The organism is Undibacterium sp. JH2W, assembly GCF_049340425.1.
Taxonomy (GTDB): Bacteria; Pseudomonadota; Gammaproteobacteria; order Burkholderiales; family Burkholderiaceae_D; genus Undibacterium.
In genome coordinates this window covers 76,390-88,335 of sequence record NZ_JBMPOT010000006.1, presented here as the reverse complement: position 1 = coordinate 88,335, position 11,946 = coordinate 76,390, and the positions used below count along the sequence as shown (strand labels likewise).

General features: G+C 51.7%; 16 protein-coding genes. 9 read left to right on the top strand and 7 right to left on the bottom strand.

Annotation, left to right across the window (positions count from 1 at the left end):
* Nucleotides 1–4: 4 nt before the first annotated feature.
* Nucleotides 5–679, bottom strand: coding sequence for a hypothetical protein (locus ACO0LC_RS10025; RefSeq protein WP_423002525.1), 675 nt, complete (start codon nt 677–679; stop codon nt 5–7).
* Nucleotides 619–1,002, bottom strand: coding sequence for a lysozyme inhibitor LprI family protein (locus ACO0LC_RS10020; protein WP_423002524.1), 384 nt, complete (start codon nt 1,000–1,002; stop codon nt 619–621). The genes ACO0LC_RS10025 and ACO0LC_RS10020 overlap by 61 nt, the downstream gene beginning before the upstream one ends.
* 495 nt (nt 1,003–1,497) lie before the next feature.
* Here ACO0LC_RS10020 and ACO0LC_RS10015 point away from each other — a divergent pair, with 495 nt between their 5' ends.
* The gene (locus ACO0LC_RS10015; protein WP_423002523.1) at nt 1,498–1,710 is read left to right on the top strand and encodes a hypothetical protein; all 213 of its coding nucleotides are present in this window, start codon (nt 1,498–1,500) and stop codon (nt 1,708–1,710) included.
* Here ACO0LC_RS10015 and ACO0LC_RS10010 read toward each other — a convergent pair.
* The 4 genes from ACO0LC_RS10010 to ACO0LC_RS09995 form a co-directional block, all read right to left on the bottom strand.
* Complete coding sequence (locus ACO0LC_RS10010; protein ID WP_423002522.1) at nt 1,700–2,215, bottom strand: O-acetyl-ADP-ribose deacetylase; 516 nt, start codon at nt 2,213–2,215, stop codon at nt 1,700–1,702. The genes ACO0LC_RS10015 and ACO0LC_RS10010 overlap by 11 nt on opposite strands.
* 8 nt (nt 2,216–2,223) lie before the next feature.
* Entirely contained in the window at nt 2,224–2,727 is a 504-nt protein-coding gene (locus ACO0LC_RS10005) for an HAD family hydrolase (protein ID WP_423002521.1), read from the bottom strand.
* 203 nt (nt 2,728–2,930) lie between these two features.
* Nucleotides 2,931–4,073, bottom strand: a complete 1,143-nt coding sequence (locus ACO0LC_RS10000) for an NADH:flavin oxidoreductase (protein ID WP_423002520.1) — start codon at nt 4,071–4,073, stop codon at nt 2,931–2,933.
* Between the two features lies 1 nt (nt 4,074).
* The gene (locus ACO0LC_RS09995; RefSeq protein ID WP_423002519.1) at nt 4,075–4,470 is read right to left on the bottom strand and encodes a RidA family protein; all 396 of its coding nucleotides are present in this window, start codon (nt 4,468–4,470) and stop codon (nt 4,075–4,077) included.
* Nucleotides 4,471–4,633: 163 nt separating this feature from the next.
* Between ACO0LC_RS09995 and ACO0LC_RS09990 the strand changes: the two genes are divergently transcribed.
* The 7 genes from ACO0LC_RS09990 (at nt 4,634) to ACO0LC_RS09960 (ending at nt 9,636) form a co-directional block, all read left to right on the top strand.
* Nucleotides 4,634–5,554: a LysR substrate-binding domain-containing protein gene (locus tag ACO0LC_RS09990; RefSeq protein WP_423002518.1), complete on the top strand. Its 921-nt coding sequence runs from the start codon at nt 4,634–4,636 to the stop codon at nt 5,552–5,554.
* 193 nt (nt 5,555–5,747) lie between these two features.
* A complete protein-coding gene (locus tag ACO0LC_RS09985) occupies nt 5,748–6,734 on the top strand; it encodes a chromate resistance protein ChrB domain-containing protein (protein ID WP_423002517.1) in 987 nt (328 codons plus the stop codon).
* 12 nt (nt 6,735–6,746) lie between these two features.
* Complete coding sequence (locus ACO0LC_RS09980) at nt 6,747–7,946, top strand: chromate transporter (RefSeq protein WP_423002516.1); 1,200 nt, start codon at nt 6,747–6,749, stop codon at nt 7,944–7,946.
* An 11-nt stretch (nt 7,947–7,957) separates the two neighbouring features.
* Complete coding sequence (locus ACO0LC_RS09975; RefSeq protein WP_423002515.1) at nt 7,958–8,296, top strand: rhodanese-like domain-containing protein; 339 nt, start codon at nt 7,958–7,960, stop codon at nt 8,294–8,296.
* A gap of 30 nt (nt 8,297–8,326) precedes the next feature.
* Nucleotides 8,327–8,782, top strand: coding sequence for a chromate resistance protein ChrB domain-containing protein (locus ACO0LC_RS09970; protein WP_423002514.1), 456 nt, complete (start codon nt 8,327–8,329; stop codon nt 8,780–8,782).
* Nucleotides 8,783–8,993: 211 nt separating this feature from the next.
* The gene (locus ACO0LC_RS09965) at nt 8,994–9,314 is read left to right on the top strand and encodes a hypothetical protein (RefSeq protein WP_423002513.1); all 321 of its coding nucleotides are present in this window, start codon (nt 8,994–8,996) and stop codon (nt 9,312–9,314) included.
* 82 nt (nt 9,315–9,396) lie between these two features.
* A complete protein-coding gene (locus ACO0LC_RS09960; protein WP_423002512.1) occupies nt 9,397–9,636 on the top strand; it encodes a hypothetical protein in 240 nt (79 codons plus the stop codon).
* A gap of 96 nt (nt 9,637–9,732) precedes the next feature.
* Here the strand turns inward: ACO0LC_RS09960 and ACO0LC_RS09955 are convergent, their stop codons facing one another.
* The gene (locus ACO0LC_RS09955) at nt 9,733–10,038 is read right to left on the bottom strand and encodes a hypothetical protein (RefSeq protein ID WP_423002511.1); all 306 of its coding nucleotides are present in this window, start codon (nt 10,036–10,038) and stop codon (nt 9,733–9,735) included.
* Between the two features lie 357 nt (nt 10,039–10,395).
* Between ACO0LC_RS09955 and ACO0LC_RS09950 the strand changes: the two genes are divergently transcribed.
* The gene (locus tag ACO0LC_RS09950) at nt 10,396–11,886 is read left to right on the top strand and encodes a DUF4214 domain-containing protein (protein ID WP_423002510.1); all 1,491 of its coding nucleotides are present in this window, start codon (nt 10,396–10,398) and stop codon (nt 11,884–11,886) included.
* Nucleotides 11,887–11,946 lie beyond the last annotated feature (60 nt).

Genomic DNA, 11,946 nt, shown 5'->3' with positions numbered 1-11,946 from the left:
TTTTTTACGGCGCACCCCAATGGATTTTGCATTCCTCTGTGCGCCATGTACAGGCAGCAGCTTCAAGTGTGCCTAAAAGTTTTTGCAATTCCTCGCCCCGCACATGATTGGCAATTTGATGTTCGGATGTTTCCGACAATAGACGTCTGAGCTCCATGATGTTCAGTGATGCAGGAAACAGGGGCTTCAACAGGCTCAATGATTTGGCTGTCAGGCTTTTTGGGACCTGCAAGAAAACATCAACAAAAGTGTCGCCATGTTTGTATGAAAAGGCTGGGATATCAGGATACCCGGGCATGGAAAAGTTGAATTCATAAATATAAGGCAGGTAGACCGGCGTCATTGGCATGCCTGTGTATGTGATGGTGGCCTTCAATGTGATATCACCTACGAGTGAAACTGAAGTGCCTACCTTACACGGAAAGAGCTGCTCTTCCAGCGGGTAAAGTGCAGCACGATTCACCAGTATGCCTCGCTGTCCATCTTTTGATTGGCTGGCAGCTTCATCTTCGAACAGGCACACAAAGTGACTGGAGATGATGAGATAGCCGCTTATTTCTACGGGATACAGATATTGTTCATAACTGAGTTGCAGGGCTTCACTGACGCGCATGGTATTTAGTTCTTCTCGTATTCTTCCAGCTCTGTGATACGTTGTTTTGCACGTGCCTGCATGCAACTGATATGCATGACAGTACGTATGGTGCCACTGATGTTCTTTTCATAGATGGCATCGCAATCCGCTTCGCGGAACTTGATCCAGGCACGCTGGGCATTGACAAAGGTTTTTTTGATGTCAGCAAAATTGCCTTCAGAAGCATAGTCTTTTTCCATGCCTTTGAGCACACGCTGGTAAACCTGGTTTAATTTGGCTTCGACCTTTTGCTGCTCCAGGGAAGCGCATTCATTGATTTCCATGGTGTTGGAGGCTTTGTTACAGTCGAGCGCATAGGTGAAGCTGCTGGCGCAGGCGAGGGTGAGGAGAATGATGAGGTGGCGCATTATGGGGCTCGTCAGGGTTATATGAAGCTTGCTTTATTGTCTGGATTATAGTCTGAATTTTTGTATGCTACAGGGCTAAACAATCTCCAATTACCGTAACTCTCATTAACGTTATTCCAGCGTGCTTTTGGCTGGAATCCAGTGGCGTTCATGGCAAGCTATTGCGTTAGTTAATTTCAGCTCGTAGGTTGGGCTACGCCTTTTTAGCCCAACACTGGGCCTTCGATCTGCGTATTCAAAAAATAAATGAGATTTTCAAGTTCGCTTCTTACTCACCTGCGAACAATATTTGTGATTGCCAGTCGGGGGTAGCCCGACAGCTACATACCTTTCTTGCGTCGCTGAAAGGTATGCCAAAGAAGGCGACCCAGGCGTCGTCGCCCCTACGGGGTTCCCGTTTGTGCGGTACAAAAAATGGGAAGGTCCGAAACTCGCCTGCGGCCTTGCTTTAGGAACATGCGCTTGCAAGCGCATGCCGTTACGCAGGCGTGCAGCATGCTGCACGAAACCCCTGCTACACCTCAGACAGCGGCTCTTCTTTTTCCATTTTCTGTACCGCACAAACGGCGTCTACACATGGGAATGGCAAAAGTCAAAAACAACTACCACCCCAAAGTCAACCCCAAGGTCAACCCCAAACCCAACAGCAACAGCAACAGCAACAGCAGACTTTGCTTATTTCAATATCCATTCTCCATCACTGATTAACTTCGCGTATTGCAGCTTCATAAACCGCAAGATCCGCATCTGAAAAGCAGCAAAAGATAATCTCTTCCATGTCTGCTTGATCTGCGACCTCAGCGCTGACGGTCTTGATAGCGACGCGAGCAGCCAGTTCTATGGGGTAACCATAGATACCGGTGCTGATGCTGGGAAAGGCAAGGCTGCGCAGTTGTTTCGCAGCAGCCAGTTTCAGGCAGTTGCGGTAGCAGGAAGCCAGCAAGTCTGGCTCGCCTTGCTCGCCGCCGCGCCAGACCGGGCCCACGGTATGGATGATGTATGCGGCGGGCAGACGGTAGCCTTTGGTGAGTTTGGCCTGGCCAGTCTTGCAGCCACCCAGCAAGCGGCATTCGTGGACCAGGTCTGGCCCTGCAGCTCGGTGGATGGCTCCGTCAACTCCGCCACCGCCCAGCAGGGAAGAGTTGGCGGCATTGATGATGGCATCAAGCTTGAGTTTTGTGATGTCGGCGCGGATGGCGTGCAGCTTGAGCATGGGTGAAATCATTCGGATAAGGCTTTTTTGAAATGCACGATCAAGTCCAGCAAGGCCTGGTCTGCCGGGTCGCCAGTGTAGGGGCGGATGGCAACATGGTTTCCTGGTTGTCTGGCGATTTTTTCTGGTGAATCATCGACCATGGCAATTTGGTCCAGCGTATAGCCTTGTCCTTGAATTTTTCTCAGGTCCTTGATGTAGACGTAGCTATTGCTTTTGACGTCCACACGTTGCACGCAACGCTCAAGCGACCAGGCAAATTTGATCGGGTGGCGAGCGCCAAAGACTTGTGCAACCACTGCATCTACATATTCTCGCGATGAAGATGACCACACTGCAAAATCATAATGTGGTGCCAGTTCTTTCAGCATTTCTGACAAAAAAGGGCGCTGATATACAAAGTATGGGGGAAAGCCAAATGCAGCGGGATACCCCAAATCAGTTGTGCTTGCGTGAACCAGTGTTTCGTCCAGATCGAAGACGATCAATTGACGTTGCTGTGAAGGTGTCATATCTCTTGGGTCATTTTGCTGGTCTCACGCTGGCTTTGGCAAATACCGTGACCCCCCATTTGTCATTGCCAGTGCCACAGATTGATAGTCGGTGTTCTTACTTTGTCTATTTCTGCTCGCACAAAATCGTGGGTCAGTGTTGAAGACAGAGGGACCGTTTGTCAGGATTGTAATCTGGTTTGAGAAATGAGGTGTCGTGCAGGTTAAACCAAGGCGTGCGCACGCTCCTTACGGTGGCGATCCTCATTCGCAAGATCGGCTATCGGGGACAGAATACCAGGATCGAAATCATCAAGTACTGCACCGCGCAGCACGCGGGCCGGCCAGTCGGCATGGGTCAGCGCGCCGCGACCAAGTGATACGAGATCGGCTTGGCCGCTCATTATCAAGTCGGCTGCGCGGGTGGGATCATGCAGTGAACCATTGGCGATTACGGGGATACCTGCATACTGTCTCGCCAAGCTGGCCAGGCTGGGGCCAGTTCCGAAGGCGCTGTGCCATGCTTCAAACTCGGTTGTATGAATATAGTCGAGAGGCAGTTTTTCCAGTGTTCCGAAGATGATTGCAGCATCGTCTTCTGCATTACACCACTTATGCGTAAAATCGTTGACCTTGGCTTGGGAAATGCGCAGACCGATAGTGAACCCGGGGCCAACCGCCGTGCGTACGGCCTGCGTGACTTCGATGATCAGGCGCAGGCGCTGCGCTACATCGCCGCCATAGCAGTCGCTACGCAGGTTGCTTCCTTCGCTGAGGAATTGGTCAAGCAGGTAGCCGTTTGCACCGTGGATTTCTACGCCGTCGAAGCCAGCATGTTTTGCCCGTGCTGCCGCGTCGGCAAAACCACTTATCGCTTCCGCGATCTCGTCGTGAACCATAGCGCGTGGCTGGGGATAGCCACCCTTGCCTCGATAGAATGTCATCTGCTGCCCTTTAGGCCGCACTGCAGACGGACCTATCGTGTTGCTGCGGTAAGGGTTGCCCTGCGAAAGCGCACCGGCGTGCATCAGCTGCGCAACCATGCACGCCCCGTTTTGACGAACCCGGTCTATTGCCATAGCCCAGGCATCGCGCTGGATCTCGTCGGACAGACCAGGTTGGTTCAAGTAGCCTTGCGAGTATGCCTTGTCCGTATAGATACCCTCGCTGATGATAAGTCCGAAACCGCCCTCGGCGAAGGCGTTGTAATAGTCCGTCATGTGCTTCGTCGCGCAGCCATCTTCGCTTGCGCTGACGCGCGTCATTGGGGCTACCGCAAGGCGATTTCTAAGCGCCATGCGGCCGATGGCCAGTGGCTCGAACAAGCAGTCGTGCTGCTGGACGGTATGCGTATGGGTGGCACTCATATCAGCTCCCAGTGTGATTGAGAACAGCAGCAATGGCCTCGATCTCTATCATGGCTGCTGGATCGTACAAGGCCTTGATTTCGGCGATAGTGTCGGCAGGGTAAGGTGCTGTGAAGAACTGACGGCGCAGTCCCACGACCTCTTTGAAGTTGCCCATATCGGTCACGAAGATGGTGACTTTGATGACGTCTGCAAGGCTGGATCCACCGGCTTCGAGCGCACGCTTGAGGTTGGCGAAAGCCTGCTGACCCTGAGCGCGGAAACCACCGGCGACAATTTTGCCATCGTCACCTGCACCTGCCTGGCCGGAGACAAACAGCAGGTTGCCGAATTTAATCGCCTGAGAAAGCAGGTAGGGCTGGTAGTTGTCGGGCTGGGTAATAATTTGTTCGAGCATGATTTGCTTCTTTCATAGAGGGAGTGGAAGATTGCACTGCACTGTCAGTGCCGCAGCGAGAAGATAGGCGCATGCCCCTGCGTTGACAAACGCTATGTTGTCAGGTATCGGATGAGTTAAACTCATCTGTTATTTTCATTACTTATTTTCATCCATACCTGCAATGCGTCGACTCCCCTCACTCTCAGCACTACGCGCGTTTGAAGCGGCAGCCCGTCACGGTAGCTTCAAGCAAGCTGCCAATGAACTTGCCGTCACACCGACCGCGATCAGCCATCAGATTCGCCTTCTTGAGGAATACACTGGCCTGTGTCTGTTCGAGCGGCAAGTGCGCAAAGTGGTGTTGACCGACGCCGGTGCGGAGCTGTACCCGGTGTTACGTGACGGTTTCAATGCTTTCGAGACGACCCTGCAGCGCTTGGGTAAGTCACAGGCACGCCGCCGTGTCATCATCTCGACCACCAGTGCGTTCATGGCGCGCTGGTTGGCACCCAGGGTGACAGGCTTCCATAAGTTATATCCGGAAATTGACCTGGAACTGCACGCATCCGATCAAACAATCGACCTTGGGTCTGACCAGGCCGACATCGCGATACGCTATGGGCGAGGGCCATATCCCGGCATGGTGGCGGAATCACTGTTCAGCGACTGCTTCGCGCTGGTGTGCAGTCCCCGGCTCGGGTCTTTAGGAGTGGCAGATCTGGACCGGTTTCCTCTGATCGATTTCAAATGGACTAACGAGCATCTGCTCAACCCTACCTGGCAGAACTGGTTCGCGGCCGCAGGCTTGCCTTGGAAGGCACGGCATGGGCAGCTACTTTTTTCAGACGAAGGCCATGCCATCCAGGCGGCCCTGGCTGGCCAGGGTATCGCCTTGTTAAGCCTTGATCTGGTGGCGGATGACATCACAGCAGGGCACCTGATGCAGCCCTTTGGCCCCAGCATACCCGGGCATACCTATCATCTCGTCCGCAGTGCGGGGCATCTGCCCGGGCTGGAAGTCAACTCGGCATTAGCATGGTTGCGCAGTCAGATACACGGACCGGTGCGGTCTGAAGAAGCAAATGATTTCTCCCATCCATGAGCCAGCGCTACCTTGAGGTAGCCAATAGGTAGACCATAGTGTTGCCTGAAGAACATGAAATTGCTGATTTTTCTGTGCAGTCAGCAAGGCTGGCGACCAAGGCTGTTTTGGGAAAGACGAAGTTCTGAAATTATTTGAGTAGATTATTCTACAAAATTTGTAATAATATTTTCTTTCGTATATGATGTGTTTCATGAAAACCCATAAAATCTCCTTAGAAATCTCTTCGCGCTGGTTATTGCTGGTACTGAGCCTGCCGACCAATAGCGCCACTGGGCGTATGCGTATCTGGCGCAATCTCAAGGCATTAGGTTGCGGTTCTTTGCGTGACGGGGCGTATCTCTTGCCTTTTGGTGAAGAGCGGCAACTGGCTCTGCAAGAGCTGGCCGACGAGACCTTGCGTGAAGGCGGCAGTGCATGGTTGTTGCATGTGCTGCCACAAACTGAGGAAGAGAATCTGGCTTTTCAAGCCTTGTTTGATCGCAGTGGCGAGTATGCCACCTGGCTGCAGACCCTGGCGGATGCTCGCCCTGGTCTGGGCAATTTAAAGCCGCAAGAGATCATCAAGCTTCTGCGCAAAATGCGGCGAGAGTATGAGGCTTTCCTGAGCATCGATTATTTCCCGGGTGATGGCAGTAATACGCTCTCCGCCGCCTGGATGGATTTCATGCAGATGGCGGAGAGCCTGTTGTCGGTAGGTGAACCGCAGGCAATGCAGGCCACAATCCAGGCTTTGGCAATTGCCGATTATCAGGGCCGTAGCTGGGCTACCCGGCAACATCTGTGGGTGGACCGGGTGGCCTGTGCCTGGCTGATACGCCGCTTCATTGACAAGCAGGCGCGCTTTGTCTGGCTGGAGTCAGTCACTGATTGTCCGCCAGATGCGCTGGGTTTTGACTTTGATGGCGCAGCATTTACCCACGTCGGCGAGCGCGTCAGTTTTGAGGTCTTGCTGGCCAGCTTTGATCTGGAAGGCGACCGAGGCTTGCAGCGGCTCGGGGCCATGGTGCATGTGCTGGATGTGGGCAATGGTTTTGTACCCGAGGCCAGCGGCTTTGAAGCCATGTTGACAGGTGCCAGACAAAACGCCAGGGATGATGATGAACTGCTCGACAAGATCAGCATGGTGCTGGATGCACTCTACCAGCATTTTTCTCAAGTGCCGCCAGCGACAACTTAAAGGGAGCCACCCATGAGCCAGAGCCAAACGGATGTAGAACAGGCTGTAATCGATACCAAGCCTGGTTATACCTTATGGCAAATGGTGCTCTATATGCTGCGCCTGGGTGCGCTGGGCTTTGGTGGCCCGGTGGCCCTGGTTGGTTATATGCAGCGTGACCTGGTTGAGCAGCGAGGCTGGATTTCGCCAGCTGATTACAAGGAAGGGCTGGCGCTGGCGCAGCTGGCACCTGGCCCGCTGGCAGCACAGTTGGGCATCTATATGGGGTATGTCCATTACCGCATCTGGGGCGCAACGCTGGCAGGCATTGCCTTTGTCTTGCCTTCCTTCCTGATCGTGGTGGTATTGGGCTGGGCTTACGTCGGCTATGGTGGTCTGGCCTGGATGCAGGCAGTATTTTATGGTGTTGGGGCTGCGGTGGTGGGCATTATCGTGATGAGCACCAAAAAGCTCACGCAAAAAAGCATAGGCAAGGACAAGTTGCTATGGGCTATCTACCTTTTGCTGGCAGCACTGACCTTTATCACCGAGACAGAAATTGCCTGGCTATTTATCACCGCCGGTGTACTGGTCTGGTTATTACGTGCGCCACCGGCATGGCTGGGTGGCAGCAAACTGCCTGGCCTAGCGCTGCTGCAATGGCCCGTAATAGGCAGTTTTCTGAGTACCCAGGACGCATCGCTGTTGACGCAGATCGCCATCTTCTTTGCCAAGGCCGGAGCCTTTGTGTTTGGCTCTGGCCTGGCGATTGTGCCTTTCCTGTACGGTGGCGTAGTGACTGAGCATCACTGGCTGACAGACAAGCAGTTTGTTGATGCTGTCGCGGTTGCCATGATTACGCCAGGGCCGGTGGTGATTACCGTCGGTTTCATTGGCTACCTGGTGGCGGGCTTGCCGGGGGCGATAGTGGCCGCGCTGGCGACCTTCTTGCCCTGCTATCTGTTCACCGTCATCCCGGCACCTTATTTTAAAAAATATGGCAAGTTGCCCGGCGTGATCGCCTTTGTCGATGGCATTACGGCTGCTGCGATAGGGGCGATTGCCGGTTCTGTGCTGGTCATCGCCAGACGTTCGATACTGGATGTGCCGACGGCGGCAATTGCCCTGGTCAGTATTATCTTGTTGTGGAAATTCAAGAAATTGCAGGAACCTGTCATCGTTGCGGCCGCAGCGGTTTTGGGGCTGGTCATTTACCCCTTGCTTCATCCTTAGAGGAGTCAAAAATGGAACAAACAAAGCAAACCGTCAGCGTCGCCGAATTTATGCGCGAGCTAAGCAGCGCCAATCCACCAGCGGTCATCGATGTACGCAAACGTCCGGCTTTTGAGGCTGATGCCCTGCAAGTCGTCGGTGCAGTCTGGCTTGATCCTGAAAAAGTGACTAGTTGGGCACCGGCGCTGACGCAACAACAAAATGTCGTCGTGTACTGCATCAAGGGACATGAAGTTGGCATCAATTGCGCAAATGCGCTAAACGAAGCGGGCATCGCAGCACGATATCTGGAAGGCGGGCTGGAAGCCTATAAGCAAGCCGGTGGCATGCTTGCCAGGCGGACTGCATAGAAGTAGTTTTGATATTGAGGGAGAACAATCATGCAATGGATTACCCGTGAACGACCCAAGATAGACCGCATTGCCTGTCCCTGGCTGATCGTGAATTTCATCGACAAGGATGCAGAATTTTTATATGTGCCTAATACCGATGTCTTGCGCATCGCCAAAGAAACCGGTGCCATACCGTATGACATACCAGATGTGGAGTTAAGTCATGTCGGCGACCTGTGCAGCTTTGATGCCTTCCTGAAGAAATATGCGCTGACTGAGCCCGCCCTGCAAACCCTGGCGACTATCATCCGTGGTGCAGACACTGGCAAGCTGGATTTAACGGCGCAATCTGCGGGTTTGTATGCCTTGTCGCTAGGTTTGTCAAAAAATTTTGCAGATGACCATGTCATGCTCGAACACGGCATGCTGATGTATGACGCGCTCTATGCCTGGTGCCAGCATTGTCAGCAAGAGGCGCATCAATGGCCGCCAAGCATGAAGTGATAATGCTATTGCTTCGCTAACTTGGAGAACTTATTGTCAGGATGAGGTCTCCAAGTACTGACATAAGCACATAGATAGGACTTACCTAGGGCTACCAATTCAGCGGTGTTGCCGACTTTTTCACACAAGTAAAGTATAGCCATTGGCTTTGCGCTTTACTGCAACAATGACGTGTAAGTACGCAACAGAAAGTATTCATGCATGAAAAAAAATGGCGCATTGGCCGTTTCAACTTGCCGCTGCGCTCATCCTGCTGGCATTGGTCATATTGACACAAATCTCACCTTTGAAAACGGTGGATGGCGCAGGCTTCTTGTATGTCATGGCCTTATTCTTATGGCCAGTGCTGGCAAGCTCGTTTGCACTTATTGTCGCTGGTGTGAACCGGCTGAAAGACAAGGATGCCAGTGACGAGAAGAAATTGATAGGGGTCGGTATTTTATTGTCTGGGATTTTAGGCGCGGCTTTCGTCCTGCTGCCAACATTCACGAATATGTTCGACGTATTCAGGGCAATGCTGCGGGCGATCTAGGGCATTGTTCAAACTGGGAATTGTCACATATTTGAGCTATTGAACATTAGCTTTAGAATTTTCAGGCTGTTAGTACTCGCCTGTGCACAGGGTAGGCTGCTCATCATTGGGGGCTTCGCTGGGCGCAGTATTTCATCGCAAGATCATTGCTGAAGGTGTAGAAACACTGGCACACGGTGCCGCCTTACTCCAAATGGGATGTCATTTCGCGCAAGGCGATGGCATTACACGCCCCATGCCTGCCGGACAATTCCATGAGTGGACTTTGCAATGGCAAAAAAATGCAATATGGAAAAGTATAGTACTGCCTGAGCAGGCTTGAGAGAGAACAGCAGTAAATACGCTTGGCATTAACTGACATCAGCAGGCACTGAGGACCCTCTAAGATCGTAAAACAGGTGCTAGGACATGGTAGTTATTATTTCACTTGTGTCGATGCCGGGCTTTTTTCAAACTGGGCATTGCCTACATATCTGAGATATTTGATATTGCCCTTGGCATCCGCCATCTGGTAATACTCCCCTACATGCAGGGTAGGCAGCTCATCATTCAAGGCCAGCATTTTTTCTGCTGTGACATAGTGAACCGTGCCACTTTGCGCATCGAGCCTGTAGACCTTGCCGTCTGAAGAGGTGACTAGCTGATAGCGGGCATTGGACCATCCACCTTCACAGGCCGTTGCCGTAAATAATAGTGAGATGATTAAGAGGCGGTGCAGCTTCATGCGTACTCCTGAATTGTATTGCCATGACAAAAAACTCTGCCTGTTGACAAGTAGATGCAAATCACATTGCGAAAATATAAACCAATATTATTCAATTGGCAATTGGATTTGTTAAATAATTTAACCTTTTCCTGAAGTGCATGTACAAGTGTATATACACAATCTGGTAATTAAAAAGCGATTTCCTTCTTGCTAATATTTTAATTAAATGGCGGTTTTCATTGCGATCTAAAAAATATTTCTGTAGCATTCGCCGGGTATTATTGCGGCCGCAAGCGGCGATTTGATGTGAGCGGGGGGTAACTAGTGGCCTGTTCGCTTTTCTAACTATTTCTTTATTTTCCTGATTGCAACTTCATGGCAAACGTCTCTATCAAGCTTTCGCAAAATGTTGTTACTACCATGTACCAGCAGTTGATCAAAACCCCGCCCACCAATGGCTCGATTGGCAGTGTGTTTGATACGTTTTCAAAGTTGGGCGCAATGTGGTCCAAAGATCATTCACAGTATTCTTCCGCTAACTTCACTGGTTATAGTTTGCAATTCGGCTTTTCTGATGGCGCGACATCCACATTCAGTGGTGTGGTGCTCAGTGACCCAAATGCAACACAAGGTACGGCGACAGCTTCCAGCTCACAGCTATTTAAAAGCGGCTCGGTGTCTTTGACACAAACGGGACAGTATTTTTTCAACTATTCTCTTAGTAGCGCAGGCGCGCTAACTATTAACAGTACAGGGGCACAGTCAACTAGTTTGTCAGTCGATACACTGATACCTAGCAACAGCGCTTCCTATGATCCATTGTTTGGCAATGTATCCCTGTCTGCATTCGGTTCCATCAAGTCTGATCTCAATGGAAATAATTCAGGCACGGTTACCCGCATAATGTCTTCCGCCGATAAATTCCTGGCATCGTCTACCATAGATGGTAGCTTCAACTACACTGCCAACTCCGTCTCTGTCGGCAATGGCTTGAGCAAGTCTGTGGTGACTGGTACGATGACGGCAGCAGACACAGAATATCGTGATGGCAGTTATATGCGCTTGACCGGCTTTTCGGCGCCACTTTCTGCCAACCAGCTCGTGGATGAAAAATTGCTGGCAAATGAATCCCTGTTCAGCGGCGCTGACGTCATCAGTGTCGACTTGCCAGCCACCATGTATTCTGATTACCTGATCGCTTCTGGTGCAGGTGCTGACTTGATCACCATCAACGGTGGCGGTGGTCATTTGCATGTCAATGCAGGCAGTGGCAATGACGCCATCAATGTAGGCACAGGCAATCATAATATTGACGGTGGCACAGGCCTCGATACTGTCATCATGGCGGCACAAGCCAGTGCTTATACAGTGACGCAAGTAGGTGCCGCTTATCAGTTGCGCGTGAATGCCAGTGGGGATGTTGATAATCTGAGCAATGTCGAGCGCATACAGTTTTTTGACAAGAGCCTGGCTCTCGATATCAGCGGCACTGCAGGTCAGGCATATCGCCTGTACCAGGCAGCGTTTGGCCGCAAGCCTGATCTTGAAGGCCTGGGTTACTGGATCAAGGACATGGACAAGGGTTCCAGCCTGACGACTGTAGCTGCTGGTTTTTTCCAGTCACCTGAATTCCAGAAGCTGTATGGCAGCAATCCTTCAACCACGACCCTGATCACCAATTTCTACCAGAATGTCTTGCACCGCGCACCAGACCAGGCAGGCTTTGATTACTGGAACAATCAGTTAAGCAAAGGCCAAATTACGGCAGCGGGTGTCTTGGCCAGCTTCTGTGAAAGTGCAGAGAACCAGGCGCAAGTTATAGGCACCATACAAAACGGCATAGAATTCAAACTCTGGCTGGGTTGAGTTTGACCCTGTAGTCGTTTGACTTTCTGATTGCAGCCTGTATTGCCGTGTTCATTGCTG